Origin of the sequence: Antarctobacter heliothermus (genome assembly GCF_002237555.1) — a bacterium.
Taxonomy (GTDB): domain Bacteria; phylum Pseudomonadota; class Alphaproteobacteria; order Rhodobacterales; family Rhodobacteraceae; genus Antarctobacter; species Antarctobacter heliothermus_B.
This window is the reverse complement of the sequence record NZ_CP022540.1, coordinates 1843725-1864855: the sequence shown is the minus strand read 5'-3', so window position 1 is coordinate 1864855 and position 21131 is coordinate 1843725. Positions and strand designations below refer to the sequence as shown.

Annotated in this window: 17 protein-coding genes and 4 pseudogenes; 16 read left to right on the top strand and 5 right to left on the bottom strand. The window is 61.5% G+C overall.

Annotation, left to right across the window (positions count from 1 at the left end):
• From ANTHELSMS3_RS08820 to ANTHELSMS3_RS08805, 4 genes are all read left to right on the top strand, one after another.
• Nucleotides 1-1227, top strand: coding sequence for an acetyl-CoA C-acetyltransferase (locus tag ANTHELSMS3_RS08820; RefSeq protein WP_094034545.1), 1227 nt, complete (start codon nucleotides 1-3; stop codon nucleotides 1225-1227).
• Nucleotides 1224-2108: an enoyl-CoA hydratase/isomerase family protein gene (locus tag ANTHELSMS3_RS08815; protein ID WP_094034544.1), complete on the top strand. Its 885-nt coding sequence runs from the start codon at nucleotides 1224-1226 to the stop codon at nucleotides 2106-2108. The genes ANTHELSMS3_RS08820 and ANTHELSMS3_RS08815 overlap by 4 nt, the downstream gene beginning before the upstream one ends.
• Before the next feature lie 77 nt (nucleotides 2109-2185).
• Nucleotides 2186-2935 carry a glucose 1-dehydrogenase gene (locus ANTHELSMS3_RS08810; protein WP_094034543.1) on the top strand — a complete coding sequence of 250 codons (750 nt, stop codon included), beginning with the start codon at nucleotides 2186-2188 and terminating at the stop codon, nucleotides 2933-2935.
• Nucleotides 2935-4029 (top strand): CaiB/BaiF CoA transferase family protein, encoded by a 1095-nt coding sequence (locus tag ANTHELSMS3_RS08805; protein ID WP_094034542.1) that lies wholly within the window; start codon nucleotides 2935-2937, stop codon nucleotides 4027-4029. The genes ANTHELSMS3_RS08810 and ANTHELSMS3_RS08805 overlap by 1 nt, the downstream gene beginning before the upstream one ends.
• A 103-nt stretch (nucleotides 4030-4132) precedes the next feature.
• Here ANTHELSMS3_RS08805 and ANTHELSMS3_RS08800 read toward each other — a convergent pair whose 3' ends face one another.
• The 4 genes and pseudogenes from ANTHELSMS3_RS08800 to ANTHELSMS3_RS08785 all read right to left on the bottom strand — a co-directional run.
• Nucleotides 4133-5743: an acyl-CoA synthetase gene (locus ANTHELSMS3_RS08800; RefSeq protein ID WP_198319915.1), complete on the bottom strand. Its 1611-nt coding sequence runs from the start codon at nucleotides 5741-5743 to the stop codon at nucleotides 4133-4135.
• A 23-nt stretch (nucleotides 5744-5766) separates the two neighbouring features.
• Complete coding sequence (locus ANTHELSMS3_RS08795; RefSeq protein WP_094034541.1) at nucleotides 5767-6939, bottom strand: acyl-CoA dehydrogenase family protein; 1173 nt, start codon at nucleotides 6937-6939, stop codon at nucleotides 5767-5769.
• Between the two features lie 12 nt (nucleotides 6940-6951).
• Nucleotides 6952-7887, bottom strand: coding sequence for a phosphotransferase family protein (locus ANTHELSMS3_RS08790; protein ID WP_254694919.1), 936 nt, complete (start codon nucleotides 7885-7887; stop codon nucleotides 6952-6954).
• A 714-nt stretch (nucleotides 7888-8601) separates the two neighbouring features.
• Nucleotides 8602-8843, bottom strand: a pseudogene (locus tag ANTHELSMS3_RS08785) (hypothetical protein); the annotation flags it as partial.
• Here ANTHELSMS3_RS08785 and ANTHELSMS3_RS08780 point away from each other — a divergent pair.
• The 12 genes and pseudogenes from ANTHELSMS3_RS08780 to ANTHELSMS3_RS08730 all read left to right on the top strand — a co-directional run.
• Nucleotides 8808-9020: pseudogene (locus ANTHELSMS3_RS08780) on the top strand (IS3 family transposase); the annotation flags it as partial. The pseudogenes ANTHELSMS3_RS08785 and ANTHELSMS3_RS08780 overlap by 36 nt on opposite strands.
• Before the next feature lie 9 nt (nucleotides 9021-9029).
• A pseudogene (locus ANTHELSMS3_RS08775) lies at nucleotides 9030-9326 on the top strand (integrase core domain-containing protein); the annotation flags it as partial.
• Nucleotides 9327-9717: 391 nt separating this feature from the next.
• Nucleotides 9718-10011, top strand: coding sequence for an SH3 domain-containing protein (locus ANTHELSMS3_RS08770; protein ID WP_094034539.1), 294 nt, complete (start codon nucleotides 9718-9720; stop codon nucleotides 10009-10011).
• 256 nt (nucleotides 10012-10267) lie between these two features.
• Nucleotides 10268-10540, top strand: a complete 273-nt coding sequence (locus tag ANTHELSMS3_RS26330) for a hypothetical protein (RefSeq protein WP_157733459.1) — start codon at nucleotides 10268-10270, stop codon at nucleotides 10538-10540.
• A 79-nt stretch (nucleotides 10541-10619) separates the two neighbouring features.
• On the top strand, nucleotides 10620-11468 hold the full coding sequence (locus ANTHELSMS3_RS08760) for a substrate-binding domain-containing protein (protein WP_157733458.1): 849 nt from the start codon (nucleotides 10620-10622) through the stop codon (nucleotides 11466-11468).
• Nucleotides 11469-11471: 3 nt separating this feature from the next.
• Nucleotides 11472-12902 carry a sensor histidine kinase gene (locus ANTHELSMS3_RS08755; protein ID WP_094034538.1) on the top strand — a complete coding sequence of 477 codons (1431 nt, stop codon included), beginning with the start codon at nucleotides 11472-11474 and terminating at the stop codon, nucleotides 12900-12902.
• Entirely contained in the window at nucleotides 12889-14136 is a 1248-nt protein-coding gene (locus ANTHELSMS3_RS08750) for a sigma-54-dependent transcriptional regulator (protein WP_094034537.1), read from the top strand. Before ANTHELSMS3_RS08755 ends, ANTHELSMS3_RS08750 begins: the two co-directional genes overlap by 14 nt.
• A 221-nt stretch (nucleotides 14137-14357) precedes the next feature.
• On the top strand, nucleotides 14358-14822 hold the full coding sequence (locus tag ANTHELSMS3_RS08745) for an arsenate reductase (azurin) small subunit (protein WP_254694887.1): 465 nt from the start codon (nucleotides 14358-14360) through the stop codon (nucleotides 14820-14822).
• A gap of 13 nt (nucleotides 14823-14835) precedes the next feature.
• On the top strand, nucleotides 14836-17301 hold the full coding sequence (locus tag ANTHELSMS3_RS08740; RefSeq protein WP_094034535.1) for an arsenate reductase (azurin) large subunit: 2466 nt from the start codon (nucleotides 14836-14838) through the stop codon (nucleotides 17299-17301).
• 61 nt (nucleotides 17302-17362) lie between these two features.
• The gene (locus tag ANTHELSMS3_RS08735) at nucleotides 17363-18619 is read left to right on the top strand and encodes a molybdopterin molybdotransferase MoeA (protein ID WP_198319914.1); all 1257 of its coding nucleotides are present in this window, start codon (nucleotides 17363-17365) and stop codon (nucleotides 18617-18619) included.
• Between the two features lie 72 nt (nucleotides 18620-18691).
• Nucleotides 18692-19298 (top strand): annotated as a pseudogene (locus tag ANTHELSMS3_RS26600) (integrase core domain-containing protein); the annotation flags it as partial.
• Nucleotides 19299-19368: 70 nt separating this feature from the next.
• On the top strand, nucleotides 19369-19629 hold the full coding sequence (locus ANTHELSMS3_RS08730) for a hypothetical protein (protein ID WP_094034533.1): 261 nt from the start codon (nucleotides 19369-19371) through the stop codon (nucleotides 19627-19629).
• A gap of 9 nt (nucleotides 19630-19638) precedes the next feature.
• Here ANTHELSMS3_RS08730 and hydA read toward each other — a convergent pair whose 3' ends face one another.
• Entirely contained in the window at nucleotides 19639-21102 is a 1464-nt protein-coding gene (gene hydA / locus ANTHELSMS3_RS08725; protein WP_094034532.1) for a dihydropyrimidinase, read from the bottom strand.
• Nucleotides 21103-21131 lie beyond the last annotated feature (29 nt).

The following is a 21131-nucleotide window of genomic DNA, read 5'->3' as shown; positions in this document are numbered from 1 at the left end:
ATGCAACATGTTCGGATTTTCGACGCTGTGCGCACGCCGCGCGGCAAAGGCAAGGCCTCGGTCGGCGCGCTGGCAGAACTCAGCCCGGTGGAGCTGGCCACGGTCCCGCTTAAAGCGTTGAAGGAACGGTCGAACCTCGACACCTCAGCCGTCGGCGACGTGGTGCTCGGCTGCGTCGATCCGGTGGCCGATCAGGGCGGCGACATCGCGCGCACGGCAGCGCTGGAGGCGGGCTATGACGAGGCGGTTCCCGGCGTCCAGATCAACCGCTTTTGCGCCTCGGGGCTGGAAGCCTGCGCCATCGCAGCGGGCAAGGTGGCCAGCGGCGAGGTCGGCTTGGCCGTGGCCGGCGGGGTCGAGATGATGAGCCGGATTCCCATGCTGTCGTCGGGCATGCCGGTTCTGGCCGATCCCGGCATCGCCATCCCGCGCAAATCGGTGCCGCAGGGCATTTCGGCCGACCTGATCGCCACGCTGCGCGGATACAGCCGCGACGACGTGGATGCGCTGGCGGTGGAGAGCCAGCGCCGGGCCGGCCGCGCTTGGGAAAAGGGGCGCTTTGCCCGGTCCATCGTGCCGGTGAAGGACCGCAACGGCCTGACCATGCTCGACCGTGACGAGGCCATCCGGCCTGGGGCGGACATGCAGTCCCTGGGCGCGCTGAACCCCTCTTTTGAGCGCTACGCGAAGAAGATGGGATATGACGCCGTTGCGGAGCAGAAGTACCCCGAGATCGGCGCGCTGAAATACGTCCACCATGCCGGGAATTCCTCGCAGATCGTCGATGGCGCGGCGGCGGTTCTTCTGGGGTCTGAAAAAGCCGGCAAAGAGAACGGCCTGACGCCACGCGCCCGCATCCTCGGGCTGGCCTCGGTAGGGTCCGAGCCGACAATCATGCTGACCGGACCCAAGGCCGCCTGCGACCGGGCGCTGAAGCAGGCCGGTCTGGGCTATGCCGACATCGACCTGTGGGAGCTGAACGAAGCCTTTGCCTCTGTGGTTCTTTATTTCCAGGAGGAAACCGGCGTCAGTCCGGACCGGATGAACGTCAACGGCGGGGCCATCGCCATGGGCCATCCACTGGGGGCCACGGGGGCGATGATCCTGGGCACGCTGCTCGACGAGTTGGAGCGCGCGGACAAGCAGTTCGGCTGCGCCACGCTTTGCGCGGCGACGGGACAGGCGATCGCCATGGTGATCGAACGGATGGAGGGAGAAAGCGCATGAGCAGGATCATTACTCTCGGCGTCGACGGCCATGGCATCGCAGAACTGCGCTGGGACGATCCGGACCGCAAGGTCAACGTGTTTTCCACTGATGCCATCTCGGAATGGGTGGGCTTGGTAGATCAGGTGGCCTCGGACCCGAGCGTTCGCGGCGTGCTGATCACCTCCGGCAAGGCCTCGTTCCACGCCGGCGCGGACCTGCGCATGGTTGGCGAGTTCTTTGACATACCTGCCGAGGATCTCTGGTCCGTCATGGCCCGCGTCAAAGACAGCCTTTACCGGCTGGAGACCTGCGGCAAGCCGGTGGCCGCGGCGATCAACGGGCATTGTCTCGGCGGCGGTTTCGAGATGGCGCTGGCGGCACATGCGCGGTTCGCCGTGGACGATCCGGCGATCAAACTCGGCCTGCCCGAGGCCGGGCTCGGGCTGATGACGGGCTTTGGTGGCACGCAACGTCTGACGCGGTTGGCGCCGTGGCAGCGGGTGACGGGGGATATGTTGCAGGGGACTACCTACGATGTGTCGGAAGCGCGATCTTTGGGCCTGCTGACCGATGTTGTCCCTGCAGGTGCCCTGCGAGATGCAGCCCGCCGGTGGCTTTTGGACAACCCCGCAGCCGAACAGCGATGGATGGTGCGCGGCTATCGTGGCCCGACTGCGCCGGAGATCGAGCGGTACTTCCACGCGCTAAACGCCGGGTTGACGCGGGACGGTGTGGCCGAGCGACCCGAGCAGAGGTTGATTGCCGAGGCCATTTATCACGGGCTGCAAATGCCCATAGAGCCGGCGTTGCGGCTGGAGGTGCGCCGGTTCATCGAACTGACCCGCAACCCCTCGGTCCGGCAGACCCTGCAGGCGCGGTTCTTCGGTGAAGCCGCCTGAGGCGCCATTCTATTATTGTCCGACACTAATGCGCATGATAGCGTTCAAGGCAAACGCAGTTTCGGAGGAGGAAACACATGCTTGAAGGCAAGATCGCGGTGGTGACCGGCGCGTCGTCGGGGCTGGGCTATCAGTTCGCCCTGACACTGGCCGCGCAGGGCGCCGCCGTCGCAGTGGCCGCACGCAGCACCGGCAAGCTTGACGACCTGGTGGCGCGGATCACCGCAGAGGGCGGCCAGGCGCAGGCCTTCGGCTTTGATGCAGCGGATCCTGCCGCACCCGATGCGCTGATCATAGCCGTATCCGAGCAGATGGGCACGCCCGACATCCTGGTCAACAACGCCGGTATCAGCAGGCCCGCCCGCGCCCACAAGGCGACACTTGAGGATTTCGAACAGACCATGGCGGTCAACGTCCGTGCGCCCTGGCGGCTGTCCCAGCTCTGCGCCGAGCGCTGGATCGACGAGGGTCGCGAGGGGTGCATCGTCAACGTCTCTTCGATGCTGTCGACACGGGTCGCCAAGGGGGTGTCGCTCTACACCATGTCGAAGGCGGCGATCCGGCATCTCACCGCCGGACATGCGCTGGAATGGGGCCAGCACGGCATCCGCGTCAACGCGTTGTGTCCGGGTTATATTCGCACCTCGATCAACGACGAATTTTGGGAGACCGATCAGGGCAAGGCCGAGCTGGCCAAGCTGCCGCGCCGCCGTGTGGGCGAGCCGAAGGACCTCGACAGCGCGCTTCTGTTTCTCGTCGATCCGCGTAGCCATTTCGTCAATGGCGAAGCGCTGACGGTCGACGACGCACAGAGCTGGGCGATCTGATGGCAGAGCGCAAACCCGGCGCCCTCGAAGGGCTGAAGATCGTCTCGATGGCCGAACAATATCCCGGGCCGTTCTGCACGCTGACCCTGTCGGACATGGGCGCCGATGTGATCCAGGTGGAGCGGCCGGGCGGCGATCCCTCGCGGTTTCTGCCGTCGTTCTACGAGGGGCTGAACCGCAACAAGCGCTCGGTGGCTCTGGATGCGCGCGATCCGGCGCAGAAGGCGGCACTCCTGAGCCTCATTGAACAGGCCGACGTGTTTCTCGAAGGTTTTCGGCCGGGCAAGCTGGCGAAGCTTGGCCTCGGGTACGACGACCTGAGCGCGGTGAACCCGCGGTTGATCTATGTGTCGATATCGGGCTTCGGCCAGAGCGGGCCCTACCGGATGCGCCCCGCGCATGACCTGACCTTTCAGGGCCTCGGCGGCGCCTTGGGCGAGCGCATCAACGGAGCGGTCGACGGTCTGCCCCCGGCGGTGCTGCTGGGCGATTCTGTCTCGGCGCTCTATGCGCTGACCGGCGTGTTGTCGGCGTTGCTGGCCCGCGAGCGGACCGGGCAAGGCACCCATGTCGACATCGCCATGAGTGACGCGGTGCTGGCCTTGCAGACGCCCTTCATTGCCGCCGACGCCGCTGAGGACGCCAGCCTGCCGCAGCGCGATCCCGGCTATGCGCTTTACGAGACCTCGGACGGGCGATGGCTGACGACCTCGGTCGCACATGAAGATGCCTATTGGGATCAACTGTGCCGTGATGTCGGGCTGACCGAGGGCGTAGGTCTGACCCGTCCGGAACGCGTGGATCGGCGAGACGAACTCGTCGCGAGGATCGCAGCGCGCATCCTCGAAAAGCCCATCTCGCATTGGGAAGCAGTGTTCGAGGCCTCGGGGCAGATGTGGGGGCCTGCGTTGCGTCGTGAGGAGCTTGCAGAGGACCCGCAGTTCCGGACGCGCGGTCTGTTTGACGAGGTCACGCGGCAGGATGGGACAGTGCAGCCGGTGTTGCGCCAGCCGGTGAAGTTCTCGGCCTATGACAACGCGCCGCTGCGGCGGGCGCCGGGTGTCGGGGAGCACCAGGGCGAAGGCTTCGACTGAGCGCAGACGGTTGCCGCACACGACACGCGCCCCGGACTTGATCCGGGGCCTCTTGTTCGACCGACCGAGAGGTCCCGGCGCGAGGCCGGGACGGTTGTTCAAGTCACGCGGGCTGCCCCGCGAACTCCTGCTGTTTCAGCCGCCGCCGCTGGATCTTTCCGGTGGGCGTCTTGGGCAATGCGTCGACAAAGGCGATCCTGCGCGGGTACTTGTAGGGTGCGGTCAGGGCCTTGGTAAAATCCTGCAATTCCTTGGCGAGCGCGTCGCTCGGGGTATACCCGGACTTCAGGATGATGAAGGCCTTCACCACCTCGCCGCGGGTCTCGCAGGGGCTGGCGACGGCGGCGCATTCCAACACGGCCTCATGCTCCATCAAGGCATTCTCCACCTCCATAGGTCCGATGCGGTAGCCCGACGAGTTGATCACGTCGTCGTCTCGGCCACCAAAGAACAGGTAGCCGTCCGCGTCCATACTGGCGGTGTCGCCCGTCAAAAACCAGGTCACGCCGTCCACGGTCTGGTAGCTCTCGGCCGTCTTGCCGGGGTTGTCCCAATAGCCCAGCATCAGCTGCGGATGCGGGCAGCGGATCGCCAGCTGTCCGGGGGTGCCGGTTGGTGCCTCACGCCCGTCCTCGGCCAGGATTGCGGCCTCTGTGCCCGGCAGCGGCTTGCCCATCGCGCCGGGCTTCACCGCCATCTGCGGATAGTTGAGCACGGTCATCAGCGTCTCGGTCTGGCCATACCCGTCGAGCAGCAGCGCGCCGGTCTTGTCCGACCACGCCCGGACGATTTCGGGGTTCACCGACTCGCCTGCCGAAACCGACAGCCGCAGCGCCGAGAGATCATGGCCCGAGGTGTCCACCTGAACCAACTGCCGGATCTCGGTGGCGGCGGCGCAGTATACGCTGACCTTGTGGCGCTCAATCAATTCCAGCCGCTTTTCGAGGTCGAAGGGGCCGTCATAGAACAGCACCGTCGCGCCGCAGCTCCACGGGCCGTAGAGGATCGACGTGCCGGCCTTTGACCAGCCGGTGTCGGCGGTACACCACATCACGTCCTGCTCGGTCAGCGACAGCCAGTACCAGGCCGAGACCCGCCAGGAAAACAGCGCCCGGCTGGCATGCAGCACGCCCTTTGGCAGACCGGTCGAGCCGGAGGTGTAGAACATGATCGCCGGGTCTTCGGCCTCGATCCGGACGGGCGTGAAATCGGCACTGTGCCGCAACATTTCGGTCTCGAAGTCATCCCAGCCATCTGTCGCGCCGACGGAGAGCCGGACTTTGGGGTCACTGGCGACCTTTTGCGTCTCTGCCGCGGTCGTCACCACCGCCTCCGCGCCGGAATGCTCCATGCGATAGGTCACGTCCTTCTCGGTCAGCATGGTGACGCAAGGGATCGGGATGGCGCCGATCTTGTTGCAGCCGACCATGGCGATCTGCCACTCCGGGATGCGCGGCAGCATGATCAGCACGCGGTCGCCCTTTTTGACGCCCTTGGCAGTCAGGTAATTGGCGAAGCGGTTGGTCAGGTCGCGGATGTCGGCATAGGTGAACCGTCGCTCTTCGCCCGCCTCATTCACCCAGATCAGCGCCATGCGCTCAGGGTCCTCCGCCCAGGCATCCACCACGTCGCCGCCGTAGTTGAACCTCTCTGGCACCCGCCATTCGAAGCGCTCGCAGGCGGCCTCGTAGCTCGTCATCTCCACACGTTGCATGCTTGCTCCTCCCCTGAAGCGGTTCAACCCTTCATGATCCGGCGCGAGATCGCCCATTTGTGAACCTCGGACGGCCCGTCATAGATGCGGAAGGCCCGGGTCTCGCGGAAGATCTGCTCGACGACCGTGTCGCCGGTCACCCCCATGCCGCCCAGCACCTGCACGCAGCGGTCGGCCACGCGGAACAGCGCCTCGGACACCGCCGTCTTGACCATCGAGCTTTCGTGCCGGCCATGCTCGCCCTTGTCGAGCAAGGCGCAGGCCCACCAGATCATCAGTCGGCTCTGCTGCAACTCCATCTCGTTCTCGGCCAGCATCGCGCCGATCTCGCCGTGCCGGCCAATGGGCTTACCGAAAGCCTCGCGTTTGCGGGCATAGTCCAGCGCAATCCCCTGTGCCCGTACCGCGCCGCCGAGCCAGCGCATGCAGTGGGTCAACCGCGCCGGGGCAAGGCGCACCTGCACGTAGCGAAAGCCTTCGCCGACCTCGCCCAGCACATTCTCGGCCGGGATGCGCAGGTGGTCAAAGGTCACTTCCCAGTGCCCGCCAGTGAAAGATCTGTCGAGCGTCTCGATTTGCCGCGTCAGGTTGATGCCGTCGGCATCCATGTCCGAGATCAGCATGGTCGGCCCGCCGGGCTTGTCGCCCTCGGCCTCGACATCGCAAAAGATGATGGTAAAGCCCGCGCCCTGCGCCCCGGTGATCAGCCATTTGACGCCGCTGACCACGAAATCCTCGCCGTCATAACGTGCCTTGGTCTTCAATTCGGAGGGATCGGCGCCAGCGCCCCAAGGCTCGGTCATCGAGAAGCACGAGCGGAATTCTCCGGCGGCGAACGGCTTCAGCCAGCGCTGTTTCTGTGCCTCGGTGGCAACCTTGTCGAGCAGGTTCATGTTGCCCTCGTCGGGCGCAGCGCAATGCATCGCGATGGGGCCGAGCGGCGACAGCCCGCTGACCTCAAAGGCAATCGCCATGCTGACGTGATCCAGCCCAAGACCGCCCCATTCCTGCGGCACATGCGGCGCGAACAGCCCCGCCTCACGGGCCAGAGCGTTCAACTCGATCCGCAGTTCTTCGGTAGGGCCATGGGACGTGTTGCGCGGGTCCTTCTCATACGGAACGATCTGCTCCATGACAAAGCTCTCGATCCGCTGGCGCAGCGCATCCTGTTCGGGGGTAGGCTCGAAAGAGATCATGGGCAGTCCTTGTCAGTAAAAGTCACCGCGGGCGACCTGCAGGCCGAAGCTCAGCAGGCCCCGAGAAAGGTCGTCGAAACGGGCGAAGTCCGGGTCATCGGTGCCGCCACTCTCATAGCGGCGGTAGAGCTGCTGAAACACGACGGCGAGGCGTAGTGTGGCCAGCACGCGGAAATAGGTGAAGTCAGTCAGTCTGCGACCGCTCGCCTTCGCATAAAGCGTCGCCGCCTCTTCGCGGGTGGGAAAGCCATGGCACGCCGTGGGCATCTGGCGCAGCTGGTGCATGGCGTCGGGGTCGCCTGCCTCGGTCCAATAACTGAGCAAGACCGCGAGGTCATAAAGCGGATCGCCAAGCGTGCCCATATCCCAGTCGATCAGCGTGCGGGGTTCAAGGGTATCTGGATCGAGGATGATGTTGTCGAGTTTGAAGTCATTGTGGATCAGGGTCGGCGCGCGCGAAGTTTCGGGAGCATGGGCTTCCAGCCAGTCCAGCAGTGCGGTCAGGTCCTCCGGAGCGTTGTCCCAGGCCAGCCGTGCGCGCTTGCTCCACCCGCGTTGGGTGCGCTCCACAAAGCCGTCGGGCCGCCCAAGGGTGCCGAGGCCGCAGGCTTCGGCATCAACCGCGTGCAGGTCGGAGAGGACATGGATGATCCTGCGGCCGAGGGCGGTGCCAATCTGCTCGACGGCCCGCCAACTCTTGACAGTGTCCGACGGAATTGTCTCGCCAATGACGAGGCCCGGGCGATACTCCATCACGAGGAACGGTGCGCCGACGACCGACAGATCATCGCAAAACAGCGCGGCTTTCGGGACCAACGGCATCACCGGGTGGAGGCTCGAAAGGATACGGTATTCGCGGGCCATGTCGTTGGCCCCAGGTGGGACTGGACCCGGCGGCGGACGCCTCAATACCAACGGCCCGCCTTCAGTTTGAAGGAGGAAGTTCATGTTTCCATAGCCGGCAGCGAATTTTTCAGGTGCGGCGCTCGGGTTCAGAACGATTCGGTGACGCATCAGGTACGCCTGCAAACGAACCAGGTCCAAGCCCGGAACGCTTTTCGGAGAAGTTCTATGCTGTCGACTTGACGTGGTGACCATTGCGCTGCCCTTTAGTGTCCGACAATAAACGTCATACACAACACATGATGCGGGTGCAACGTCATTTTTGACGGTCAATAAAGTGGCATGGCGGCGGATTAAGCGACCGCTGTAGCGGCCGCCGCATGGCTACCGGCCCGGTCCTTGCAACTTTGGAGCAGGACCGTCGGAGCGACGCAAGATGGAGTAGGCACGTGAATAAAACTCCCAGTCAGTTCTACTACGGCCGTTCAGCCGTTGTAGCGCGGGTGACAGCTTCGTCCTTGTCCGTATCTTAGGCCTTTCGAAGTACCTCGGATCGTGCGTCAGCAATGAATGGCCGCATTGTGAGCCGCGTGCGCAGCAAGTTGATAATCTGACCAACGGCAGTTTTGGGCAGGACATGCCTTGAAAGTTTCACTTGGTGAAACGCGATCGCGGCCCCTCCATCAGGGAAGCTTAAGCTCACGGCGATATCGCGGTCGTTAGTGCGCTGCAAAAAGCGCGTTCAAGGTAGACTCCGCCCCCCAAAATCTGCGACCCGCTGCCTTATTGAGTGAATTCGAGTTCACTTAGGCTCAGGACTCATAGCCAATAGACGACGGTTGCAGCGAGAGCGATGGCAGAGAAGAAGGCTTTGGGGCATCTGTCGTATCTAGTTGCGACGCGCAGCCAATCCTTGAGCCGCCCAAACATGCTCTCGATCACCGTCCGGCAGTGCATTGCGTAGCAATGTCACGAGAGGGGCGGTTGCGTCGTTTGTATCGACGCTTGTCGTATTTGACTGGCCCGCGACCACTTCTACCTTCTTCAAAACCATAAATGCAGAGTTGATCTGGCGGGACACCTGGAACACCCGCAGACAGGCTGAGATGGTCATCTTCGAATACATCAATGGGTTCTACAATCCACGACGCCGCCATTCAGAACTGGGCTGGGAAAGCCCCGTCGCTTTCGGACGGAAGGTGGCTGAAACGAGCACCGGGAGCGACACTGAAGCGTGACAGGTCCAGATGCAGAACGGCTTCGTGGAGAGCTTCACCGGGCGAATGCGGGATGAACTACTCAACGAGACCATGTTCCGCAATCTGGCCCACGCGCGGATGGTGATCGCGGCCTGGACTGCCGACTGCAATACCGAACGCCCGCACTCGGCCTTGGAATATCAGACGCCGGCTGACTAAGCGCGGACCCTGAGCACCGCAATCGCCCGCCTCGCAGCGAGAGATGAAAGCTCCGCGCGTCGGGCGATTGATAAACCTGCGCCGATCGGCGTAAGCACCAACCGGGCCCCGGTCGCGGCTGGATGAAAGTTCAGTGGTAGGGCAGGCCCTAGCCAATTGAAGTCTGCCTTGGCAGCGGACAAAATTTGCCGGATTGGACCACGTTGCTGTCTGCAAAATCCTGATCAGCAACTTTCTGACCACACCTGCGTTCCAAGTACAGATAGCACCGAATCTGTTGCGCAAATCGGTTGATGACCGAGATTGCGAGTCAGAGGGATACGGTCCGATCGTCGCAACACTTTCGATCATATCCTGTTTGAGCAGCCGGTCGAGAGCTTCCGCCGGTGTCTGCCGTAAGGAACCTGCTGACGCGATTGGAGGTGGCAGCTGCCGCCCCAAATCCGTGATTCCGCGCCTGCACCTTGCTTTGAGAGGAAATTCAGGCGAGACGGAGAGAAAACGCAGAGGCCAGATCATGAACCGTCACCTAGTCATATCGTTACTCGCGCTTGTCCTTGTCGCCAGTTGCAGCGGCAGCGGCAGCTCAGGCAACCGCGTGGTGGTCAAAGGCGCTGGGCCGGACGAGTTGTTGAAGCTGCGGCACGGGCCAAGCCTTGGCTACAAAGTCATGCTGGGTTTGCCCGACGGCACCGAACTGGTACGCCGCGACTGCGCGACCGAGATGGGCCAGCTCTGGTGCCGGGTCTCGCTCGTCAAAGCGCCCGGCATCACCGGATACGTCTCCGCCGACTATCTATCGACGCCGTAAGCTGTAGCTGCCTCCGGATACCCTCCGCATAGGTTGAAGAGAACTTTTATCCACAGCGCGACAGGCTGGATATGGTCGCGTGAAAGGAAGCTATAGGCCTCCGACAGACCCGGGGCGCACCACAAAGGTATTGTTTCAAGACCGTTTTCCCAAAACTAAGGGCCCCTTCTGCCCGCCCCTCAATCGATCGGCCTGTCTCCCTGATTGTCCGACTTAAACCCATCTGTATAGTCGCGCCAAATCAACGAGGGCACACATGCTGACAGGCAACATCTGCAATCAGGTCGATCGCATCTGGAACCCGTTCAGGTCCGGCGGGGGTTCCAACCCGCTTTCCGTGATCGAACAACTGACTTTTATCAGCTTCACCAAGCGGCTCGACGATCTGCACACAGTCGAGGGTAATCCCCCATTTTTAATGGGGTTCAGCCGTAGAATTCACGCGGCTGTTTTCAGTTTCATAGCGGGTGTCATTCCGCCGATGCCCAAGTTGGGTCGCTTTTACGAACGCTCCAAAAGCGCGGCATAGCTGTCGTCGCGGGCACTCGAAAACGCCGCGTAATTAATAACAAAGGTCTGGGTTCCGGCCAAGGGAGGGGCCCGAAGTCATGGAGAAATCTATCAACAGACGCATGTTTCTGGGCTCGGCGCTTACGGCGTTGATGGCTGACGGGGCACGGGCACAACCGATCTTTCGCCTTGGACTGACACCGGTTTTCCTCGACAACGATGCAGGCGTCATAGACGGCCTGCGCCGCGCCTTATCACGCGGTATGGGGCGCGAGATCGAACTGGTTCAGCGCCGCACCTATCAGGAAGTCACCGGTCTCTTGCTGGAACGCAGTCTCGATGCCGCGTGGCTGTGCGGGTATCCCTATCTGCAACACGTCGACTTGCTGGACCTTGTTGCTGTTCCGGTCTGGCGCGGTGGCCCGCGCTACCAGTCCTACCTTATTGTCGGGGCGGACGACCCGGCCGGAGATCTCTCTGACTTGCGAGGTAGCACACACGCCTTTTCCGACCCGGATTCGAATTCTGGCTATCTTGTCACGGCGACCAACCTTCGGCGCATGGGGGAGCAAGCCGAGAGTTTTTTCAGCCGTGCAATCTTTACTTACGGGCATCGCAACGTTGTGCGCGCCGTTGCGGATGGTTTGGTGCGATCCGGCAGCGTCGATGGCTACGTCTGGGAAGCCCTCGCGGCGATCGAGCCTGACCTCACCGCGCGCACACGGGTGATCGACCGGTCGGAATGGCTGGGCTTTCCCCCGGTCTGTGCGCGGCGTGACAGTTTGGCCTCTGAACCGGTTCAGGCCTTGCAGAGTTCGTTGCTGAGCCTTGCAAAGACGAAGGAAGGCCAACAGGCGCTCATGTCACTGCAACTTGACGGTTTCCAACGGGCGACTCCAACCTTGTTTGACGGGATCGCAGACCGCATTCGCGATCTGGCCCCTTGAGGCATGAATTGGTTTGCTCCCATTCCCCTGTCGATCAAGCTGCCCCTACTCGCGGCTGCAATGATGGTCCTTGTTGGCACGGTGGCATCCCAGCAGGTCTTGCGATCGTTGGCGCAGGTTCAGGACGCCCGGATTCAGGAACTGGCGCGGATGCATGTCGAGGGGTTGTCGGTGGCTCTCGGACCGCTCGTGCTGCGGCATGACATATGGGAAGTATACGACACGCTTGACCGAGCTGCTCAGGGCGGCGAAGGGCGCCGGATGGTTCTGACTGCAGTGGCGGATGAGCGTGGAAGGGTGCTGGCCGCAACCGATCCCCGGCGTGTTCCGATAGACAGCGATATCGCAGCGCTTTCCGGGGATGCGGTGGCGCTGGATGGTCTGACGGTAGATGGGGCATCGCCCGTGCTCAGCTTGCTTGCGCCCCTGAGTTATCAGGGGCGCGCCGTCGGGCAAATCGCGACCGAACTCGACGTGTCCGACCTCTTGACCGAGCGTAGGAAAGCGCTGCTTTATCTGATCATGGGCAACGCCATTGCCATCGGCCTATTGTCCGTGGCCGGCTTTCTTGCGATCCGAAAGATGTTGAATCCTGTTACGTCGCTGGCCCGCCAGATGACCGAAACGCATGGAAAGCCGCGTTCTATCCCGGCCTCTGAGATCCCGCCGGGCGATGGAGAACTGGCGCAGCTGGCGCGCACCTACAACGCGATGGTTGACGCTGTGGCAGCCAAGACCGAAGCCGAGCGGAGGCTGGCGGAACGAGAGCGGTTTGTGGCGCTAGGTCGGCTCTCTTCGTCGTTGGCGCATGAGATCAACAACCCGCTGGGCGGGCTTTTGAACGCAACGGATACGATCCGCAGCTATCCCGACCGTCCCGAGGTCGTGCGCCAGTCCGCCGACCTGCTTGACCGGGGCTTGCGCCATTTGCGGGACGTAACCCGCGCAACTCTAGACCAGAACCGCGTCGATCCGGAGATCCGCGTGCTGGGCCCCGATGATTTCGAGGACATCAAGCTCCTTATCCAACCCGAAGTGTCGCGTCTGGCACTGGACTTGTCGTGGTCCGTCGATCCTGCGGCGGTCACCGCGAGCGGAATCCCAGCCGGGCCGGTGCGGCAGATCGCGCTTAACCTTCTTTTGAACGCGTGCGCAGCGGCTGGCAAAGAGGGCCGCGTCGGCCTAATCGCTTGCGCGATGGATGGCGGTCTGACCCTCCGGATCACCAACACTGGCGCGGCCATGCCAAGGGCCGCATTGGACCGTTTGCTTGGTGACGGCCCGCTCACGCCCGGTGGGGGTGTCGGGTTGCGACTGGTTCGCGAACTGGCAAGGAAGATGGCGGGAACCATCGGTCATGCAAATGAAAATGGCGCAACGCGCATCACGGTCAGTTTGCCGGCGCCCATGGAGGCCCGCGATGCTCAGGAATAGATACATCGTTCTTGTCGAGGATGATCAGATCATGGGCACCTCGCTGCTGCAGCGGTTGGAACTGGAAGGCGCGCAGGTTCTCTGGCACAAACAAATGGCGCGGGCCCTGGGTGCGATCCGAACCCCCAAGAAACCGATCGACGCGGTGATATGCGATATCGGTCTGCCGGACGGGTCCGGAGAGGAGCTGTTTTCGACGCTCCTGCGCACCGGTACGCCGCCGCCTTTCCTTTTCATCACCGGCCAAGGGGGCATCGGTCAAGCCGTGCGGCTGATCAAGTCGGGTGCAGCGGATTATGTGACCAAGCCGTTTGAAATGTCTGTCTTCCTCGAGCGCCTCAGCCTGCTCGTCGAAAGCCACGAAAAACCGTTTCAGGGCGAAGACTTTCCACCCTTGATGGGGGTATCGGTCGCCGCGCGACGAATAGAATCGCTGATCGATAAGGCCGCAACGTCCAGCCATCCCGTGCTGATCCTCGGCGGACCGGGAACCGGCAAGGATCTGGTGGCGCGGCGCATCCACGATCTGTCGGACCGCTCCGCTGCGCCCTTCGTCACGGTCAATCTGGCCCGCAACGCAGATGCCAAGGAGGCGTTGTTCAGCCCTGGCGGCGGGTTCGATTCCGTGGGCGAAGGAACCCTGTTCGTCAGCGCGGTCAGCAAAATGAGCGCAGGGGACCAAGCGCGGCTGCTCGAACGAATCGATGCAGGCTTCGAGGGGCGTCTCATGGCGGCTTGCGGCAACGATCTTGAGCCAATGATCGAGCAAGGCGCATTCAGTTCTGAACTGTTCTACAGGCTGGCGCGAACCGAAATTCCGATTTCCCCGCTGAACACGCGGCCCGAGGATGCCGTCTGGCTGTTGCAGCAGTTGTTCGGCAAGCTGGCACCGCGCCATGCGCCAGAGCTGACAGGGATCAGCGGGCTTTGTGAAGAGGCCGTGCGCAGTCATGACTGGCCCGGCGGCGGCCGTGACCTGCGGGCAAGATTGCTGCGCGGGCTGGCCATGGCGACGGGGCCGCTGTTGCAGCCCACCGACCTGTTCCCCGAACGGCTTGCCAAGCCGGATGAGATAATGTCACTCGCCGAGGCCCGAGACGCCGCCGAAAAGGCACAGATCATAGCTGCCCTCGACCGGACTGAAGGCCAGATAGGTGAGGCGGCAAAGCTGTTGCGCATTGCCCGAACGACGCTCTGGGAAAAGATGCAGAAACTCGGCCTGTCTGGTTCCTGACCACTGCGAAGCCCGTGTTCGGATTTCCGAACATGTGATTTTCCCTTTCCAAATCAAGTTGTAGCCGCAGTGCGGCACAGGCTTTTGTGGCATCGTGCGCCTCCGGGACAAGGGGTACGCTGACGGCAATCATCCATCACTTGATGAGCTAGGGAGGATACCAGCCAATGAAGTGTAACCGATTGGTCGATGCAGGGCGTCGACAGTTTCTAAGAGGCGGCATGATGGCGACGGCAGGCGCTGTTGCGACAACGGTCATGACGCCAGAGCAAGCCAAGGCGCGCGCGCTGGCGCGTGTCGAAATGCCGACTAACCGTCTTGCCAATATCGCGGATTTGACGGTGAACGAACCGATGGACATCGCCTATCCCGACGAGGAAAGCTTGGGCGTCCTGCTTAAGTTAGGCGAAGCCGTCGAAGGGGGTGTTGGTCCGGATGGCGATATCGTGGCCTTTTCCGTGCTTTGCCCGCACAAGGGCTGGATGATGAGCTACTCGGCCGAGGACAAGAGCCTCAACTGCCCTGGCCACCATTCCCGCTTTGACTGCGAAAACGGCGGCCAGCAGATCTGGGGCCATGCCACCAACAATCTGCCACAATTTCTGCTGAGCGTCGATGACGCGGGCGACATCTATGCGAACGGGGTCGACGAGTTGATCTACGGTCGTCTGTCGAACGTGCTTTAAGGGAGAGGGATACATGGCTTACAAAAGACATATCGACCGTCTGCCGATCATTCCCGCAGACGCCAAGGAACACAACGTGACCTGCCACTACTGCATCGTCGGTTGTGGCTACAAGGCTTACACTTGGCCACTGCATAAGCAGGGCGGCACCGCCCCGGGCGAGAACAAGTTTGGCATCGATCTGAGTGAACAGCAGTATCAGGACACCGAGGCGTGGTATGCGCCGTCGATGTATAATGTTGTCAGACAGGACGGCAAAGACGTGCATCTGGTGGTCAAACCGGATGTGGATTGCGTCGTAAACTCTGGCCTCGGTTCGATCCGTGGTGCGCGTATGGCTGAAAACCGCCCCTCGAAAGTGACCGGGACGCAGCAGCAGCGTCTGTCGGATCCGATGGTTTGGCGGAACGGCGTCTGGCAGCCTACATCGTGGGATGATGCGATGGATCTCGTCACCCGGGTCACGGCGCGTGTGGTGACCGAAGGGTCCGAGGACGATCTTGTCGTCTCGATGTTCGATCACGGCGGATCTGCCGGCGGATACGAAAACACTTGGGGCACCGGCAAGCTCTACTTCGAGAGCATGAAGATCAAGAACTGCCGTATCCACAATCGACCGGCCTATAATTCCGAGGTCCACTCAACGCGCGACATGGGTATTGACGAGTTGAACTATGCCTATGAGGATTATGTGTTGACCGACACGATCTTCATGGTCGGCGCCAACTCGATGGAGACCCAGACCAATCTCTATCTCAACCACATGGTGCCGGGCCTGCAGGGCGGCGCGAAAATGGTTGTTGTCGATCCGCGTCGCACTTTGACGGTTCATTCCTCGGAGCAATATGCTGGACCCGAGAACGTCCTGCATCTGGCGATCAACGAAGGCACGGATATGGCGCTGTTTAACGCCATTCTGACGTACATCGTAGATCAGGGCTGGACGGATTCCGACTTTGTCGCAAACTCGACCTTCCAAGGCGGCGAAGCCGTTGCCCAAGATAGCGCACATCCCGCAGGCCTTGGCAGCCTCGACTACGCCATGCAAACTTGCCGGACCTCGCTTGATGAGGCAGCAGAGATCTGTGGCGTATCGGCTTCTGATATCCAAAAGGCCGCTGAATGGGTTGCGATGCCGCATGACGATGGCAGCCGCCGCAAATGCGTGACCTGCTACGAAAAGGGCATCATCTGGGGCAATGACAACTACCGCACCATTGGCGCGCTGGTGAACATCGCCATTGCGACAGGCAATGTTGGCCGCGAAGGTGGTGGTGTCTGTCGTCTGGGGGGGCATCAGGAGGGCTATTATCGTCCGTCCGATGCGCATGTCGGTCGTCCGGCAGAGTATATCGACCAATTCCTGATCCGGGGTCTGGGCGGTGTGCATCACATTTGGGCCTGCGACCATTACAAAACCACCCTGAATGCCGCAGAATTCAAGCGCGTTCACAAACGCCGCTCTGACATGGTCAAGGATGCGATTGACGCTGCGGCCGGGGGCACCCGCGAACAGATGGTCGATGCGATCGTGGCCGCAATCAATGCAGGAGGCCTGTTCGTGGTGGACGTGGATATCATCCACAGCCAGATCGGCCAGAACGCACATGTGATCCTGCCTGCCTGTGAATCGAATGAGATGAACCTCACCTCGATGAACGGAGAGCGGCGCCTGCGCCTGTCTGAAAAGTACATGGACCCCTATGGCAACTCCAAGCCGGACTGCCTGATCGCGGCGGAAATGGCTTGGAACATGGAACGCGTGCTGCGCGATATGGGCCACGATGCCTATGCTGACCAGTTCAAGGGATATGACTGGCAGACCGAGGAAGACGCCTTTATGGACGGCTACAATACCGGCCATCCGGAAGTGACCTACGACCGCCTTCGGGCCATGGGCAACAACGGGGTGCAGGAACCGGTTGTCGGTTACGAGAATGGTGCGCTGGTCGGAACCAAACGGCTCTATGCCGACGGCACGTTCGACCGGCATGGCCGCGACGACAATAAGGCGTTGTTCTGTGCGGCGGGCTGGCGCGGCTGGCAGGCGGCGGGCAAGGCCCGTGAACAAGCCGCTCACAAGTTCTGGATCAACAACGTTCGGGCCAACATCTTCTGGCAGAACCAGTTCCTCGATCAGAAGAACGAGTTCGTTCAGGACCGCTTCCCCTATCCGTTCATCGAGATGAACCCCGATGACATGGTGGAAATGGATTTGAATCCAGGCGATCTGATCGAGATCATCAACGACAACGGTGTGACACAGGGCATGGTCTATCCAACGCCATCGTCTAAGCGCAACCAGGTCGCCATGGTCTTTGGTTCACCTGCGGGCAGCCAAGGCAACGTGGTCAACCCGGGGGTGAACGAGCTGGTCTTGCCAGACTACAAACACTGCTGGGGTGACATTCGCAAGGTGTCGAACGCAACGCATGAGACTGCGGGGATTACCTTCAAGTCGAAGGAAATCATGCTGTAAGTCATTTGGAACGATGACCCGCCCCCGTTTTTCGGGGGCGGGTTTTCTGAGAGGAGATGACATGACAGCGGCTGTTTCCTGTTCGGCTGGAAAATCCAGCCCGACCTTGTCGGTTGATGCTGCGCGACTGCGCGCCATTGCCGCCGCCTGTCCGGTGGTAGGCCACGAGATGCTCGCCCTCGGTAAGGCGGTTGGTCGTGTGAGCGCTGCGCCTGTCGTGTCGACATCTGCGCTGCCGCCCTTCGACAATTCCGCCATGGATGGCTATGCCGTGCGCCTTGTCGACCTGACTGGGAACGGCCCGTGGCATCTGCCTGTGGTGGCCCGGATTGCGGCGGGCGACGCGCGCGCCCTTTCACTTGCTGCGGGTTCGGCGGCGCGTATTTTCACCGGCGCACCGGTGCCCTTCGGGGCCGATGCCATCGTGATGCAGGAACAAGTCGTAAGCACCGGGGGTATGATATCGCTGACGGAACGCCCAAAGTTGGGTCAAAACATCCGTCGCCGAGGAGAGGATGTGGCCCAAGGCGCACCGGCTCTGGCCGCCGGGCTGACGCTGACGCCGCCCCGACTTGCGCTGCTCGCGGGCTGTGGCGTGGCGTCCGTTGCTGTCCGCCCCCGGGTGCGCGTGGCTATACTGTCCACCGGAAACGAACTATCCGAGCCGGGCAGCGGCCTAGGGCCGGGACAAATTTACAACTCCAACCGCGTGCTTCTGGGGACAACGCTGTCCGGGCTACCGTGGGTCAACCTGACCGACCTCGGCATCCGGCCGGACGACCCCGCCAGCATCCGCAAAGCCATTCGCCATGCCGCGCAGACAAATGACGTCGTGATTTCCTCGGGCGGTGTTTCGGCGGGCGAAGAAGATCATATTCTGGATGCGCTGCGGGCGGAGGCTGCGGAACTCGACGTGCTCAAGGTCGCCATCCGCCCGGGCAAGCCGCTGACCATCGGCCGGCTTGGTCAAACGCTTTATGTCGGCCTACCCGGCAACCCCTATGCCGCCGCGATCACCTTTGCGCAGATCGCGCGGCCAGCGCTGCGACGGATGGCTGGTCTTTTGGAAAAGCCGGATACTTGGCTGCCCGCTGTTGCGGGCTTTACTTATCGGCGCAGGACCGGGCGGCGTGAATATGTGCCAGTCACTTGGTCAGAGCGTGATAGCGTAGGACGTCCGGTGCTGATACGCCTTGGGCAAGGCGCCTCTGCATCCATGTCGCCCTTAGCGCAGGCAAGGGGGATCGCGGTCATCCCACCGAAGTGCGACATGGTAATTCCGGGCCAGACGCTTCAAGTCGAACCATTTGTTGACTGACCCCTGCTCTGCCCTGATGTGACCCCCGGAAACGTCCTCGATTTTAGCTGGAGTTTTCCACAACAATTCCTTGGTTGGGAGATCAATGCCAAGAAGACCCGCTGGATTTACAACGAGTTGTGCCTGCAGCTTAGGAACAAGCACCCGAAGCGCCGGGAGTAGACAAAGCATCAGACGACAGTCAGGAGTCCACTGGGCCGAACGACGTCTGGGCGATATCTTGCCCGACAGCATATGCATTGCGTGTGCAGGAGGGATTTCGTTCACGACCAGCCTGCCCTGGAAAAGAAGCTCCGCATTCTGTCCATCGTCGATACACATCCCCGGCTCTGCCCGGCGGCCGATTCGCGCGTCAGCTATCAAGGCGGAGATCCGGAAGACGCTCGCGCGGGTCTGTGGGACGATCGGCTGTCCAAATACGAGCAGGGTCGACAAGGGCAGCGAGTTCATTTCGCGCGATCTGGATCTTTGGGCCTACACCAACCCGGTCACGCTGGACTTTTCACGACCCGGAAAACCCACGGACAACGACTTCATCGAAGCATTCAACAGCAAGCAACGGTCGGAATGCCTTTAAGCACACCGGTTCATATGCCTTACGGACGCCCACGAAAAGCTGGAGGATCGACGTCACCACGACAACGGAGTCAGACCTCACTGTGCGATCGGATACAACGTACAGTTCGCCAAGCGCTTTCCCGATGCCGCCACCAGCCCGTCATCGTTAAAAAGCTGGGAAATGCCAGCCTATGGCTGTCCAACGTTGGGTTACAGAGCACATTGGGACGGATTCCACCTCAAAATGGTCGAGAAAACGGGTCTCAGGTCACGGCGAACGCATCCTGCAGATCGCTGAAACTCTCCACAACACGGAGAAGGCCATTAAAATCCAACGCCGGATGCTGGAGGTGGCTCGCCGTCCTCGCAATTGCGAGCAGTTGGATGCCCGGCTGCGCGACGGCGGCTTTGAAGCGATCTGCTTGGCGGTAGGTTCTCAGTCCGTAGAGTAAAGTGAGGAGCTACTGGCGCGGGGATAGGCGCAACCCGAACGCGTTAAGTTCTTTCTGAGTTGCAGTCATTTCGTGGCGAGTAAGGGCGGCATCTGCGACAAGGAATTGCCCGTCGCCGCGGGTACCGGTAAAATCGTGATAACGGGCCACAACGCGCCCACGGCTGAGCGTGACGGCAGGCCATGCGGTGACTTCCATGCCTTCGTAGGGGGTGAAATCGACATTGTGGTGCATCCGGTCGTTGTTGATCGTCCAGCGATAGTCATCGTCCCAGATGCACAGATCGGCGTCAGCACCCACGGCAATCGTGCCCTTGCGCCCCGACAGCCCATAGATTTCCGCCGCATTCGCCGAGGTTAGGGCGACAAAGCGGTTGATGTCGATCCGGCCGGTCTGGACGGCATGGGTGAAAAACAGTGGCATCCGCAGCTCTACGCCCGGCAATCCGTTGGAAATACGGGTGAATGGCACGTCGCGCCCATGTGCGAATTTCCCGGTTTCGTCAAAACGATAGGGACTGTGGTCAGAGGATACTACGTCAAGCGTGCCGTCACAGACGGCCTGCCACAAGGCCTCGGATTCCGCAGCGCTGCGCAACGGCGGGCTACAAATGCCCTTGGCGCCTTCCTGATCGGGCTGATCTAGCAAGGACTGCGGCAGCGTCAGATATTGGGTGCAGGTTTCAGCAAAGATCGTGGCCCCGTTGTCACGGGCCATATCGATGATCTTTAGCGACCGTCCGGATGAGACGTGCACGATCATCGTCGGCACGTTGAACAATTCAGCAATCGCGCAGATGCGCATCACAGCTTCGGCCTCGGCGATGGCTGGACGCGATGCCAGATGGTATTTCGGCGCGGTCATGTCCTGATCGAGCAGCCGCTGGGTCACAAAATCGATGATACCGCTGTTTTCGCAATGCACCATGACCAGACAGCCATGCAGTTTGGCCTTGTTAAAGATATCCAGCAGTGCGTCGTCGTCCAGTCGGATTGCCGGATAGGTCGTGAACACCTTCAGCGATTTTATCCCGGCGTCACAAACCTCGGACAGTTCTTCGGTAAAGTCAGGGTGCGCCGGATCGGACAGGATCAGGTGAAAGTTATAGTCGATCACTGCATTGCCGGTGGCACGGGCGTGATATTCTTCAATCGCCCATTTCACCGACTGGGTCCGGTGTTGGGCCGCAAAGGGGATCACCGTTGTCGTGCCACCACAGGCGGCAGAAACGGTGCCGGTATAGAAGTCATCGGCATTCTGCCCGCCATGGGTCTTGCGTTGATCAAAATGGACATGGCTGTCGATCCCGCCCGGCAGCACCCAGCGACCGTTGGCGTCGATCTCATCGGGGCTGGACATCTTGCCGCCCAATTGGCGGATCACGCCGTCCTTGACGCCAATATCGCAATCGAAAGTCATGCAAGCCGTGGCGCAATGTGCATTGCGGATGACCAGATCCATGTCGTGCGTCATAAGTTCTCTTTCCAGTTTCCGAAAATCAG

What these genes read in the sequence shown, in the direction of transcription:
- ANTHELSMS3_RS08820 (WP_094034545.1), top strand. Translation starts at nt 1, where the DNA reads ATGCAACATGTTCGGATTTTCGACGCTGTGCGCACGCCGCGCGGCAAA.
- ANTHELSMS3_RS08815 (WP_094034544.1), top strand. Translation starts at nt 1,224, where the DNA reads ATGAGCAGGATCATTACTCTCGGCGTCGACGGCCATGGCATCGCAGAA.
- ANTHELSMS3_RS08810 (WP_094034543.1), top strand. Translation starts at nt 2,186, where the DNA reads ATGCTTGAAGGCAAGATCGCGGTGGTGACCGGCGCGTCGTCGGGGCTG.
- ANTHELSMS3_RS08805 (WP_094034542.1), top strand. Translation starts at nt 2,935, where the DNA reads ATGGCAGAGCGCAAACCCGGCGCCCTCGAAGGGCTGAAGATCGTCTCG.
- ANTHELSMS3_RS08800 (WP_198319915.1), bottom strand. Translation starts at nt 5,743, where the DNA reads ATGCAACGTGTGGAGATGACGAGCTACGAGGCCGCCTGCGAGCGCTTC.
- ANTHELSMS3_RS08795 (WP_094034541.1), bottom strand. Translation starts at nt 6,939, where the DNA reads ATGATCTCTTTCGAGCCTACCCCCGAACAGGATGCGCTGCGCCAGCGG.
- ANTHELSMS3_RS08790 (WP_254694919.1), bottom strand. Translation starts at nt 7,887, where the DNA reads ATGAACTTCCTCCTTCAAACTGAAGGCGGGCCGTTGGTATTGAGGCGT.
- ANTHELSMS3_RS08770 (WP_094034539.1), top strand. Translation starts at nt 9,718, where the DNA reads ATGAACCGTCACCTAGTCATATCGTTACTCGCGCTTGTCCTTGTCGCC.
- ANTHELSMS3_RS26330 (WP_157733459.1), top strand. Translation starts at nt 10,268, where the DNA reads ATGCTGACAGGCAACATCTGCAATCAGGTCGATCGCATCTGGAACCCG.
- ANTHELSMS3_RS08760 (WP_157733458.1), top strand. Translation starts at nt 10,620, where the DNA reads ATGGAGAAATCTATCAACAGACGCATGTTTCTGGGCTCGGCGCTTACG.
- ANTHELSMS3_RS08755 (WP_094034538.1), top strand. Translation starts at nt 11,472, where the DNA reads ATGAATTGGTTTGCTCCCATTCCCCTGTCGATCAAGCTGCCCCTACTC.
- ANTHELSMS3_RS08750 (WP_094034537.1), top strand. Translation starts at nt 12,889, where the DNA reads ATGCTCAGGAATAGATACATCGTTCTTGTCGAGGATGATCAGATCATG.
- ANTHELSMS3_RS08745 (WP_254694887.1), top strand. Translation starts at nt 14,358, where the DNA reads ATGATGGCGACGGCAGGCGCTGTTGCGACAACGGTCATGACGCCAGAG.
- ANTHELSMS3_RS08740 (WP_094034535.1), top strand. Translation starts at nt 14,836, where the DNA reads ATGGCTTACAAAAGACATATCGACCGTCTGCCGATCATTCCCGCAGAC.
- ANTHELSMS3_RS08735 (WP_198319914.1), top strand. Translation starts at nt 17,363, where the DNA reads ATGACAGCGGCTGTTTCCTGTTCGGCTGGAAAATCCAGCCCGACCTTG.
- ANTHELSMS3_RS08730 (WP_094034533.1), top strand. Translation starts at nt 19,369, where the DNA reads ATGGCTGTCCAACGTTGGGTTACAGAGCACATTGGGACGGATTCCACC.
- hydA (WP_094034532.1), bottom strand. Translation starts at nt 21,102, where the DNA reads ATGACGCACGACATGGATCTGGTCATCCGCAATGCACATTGCGCCACG.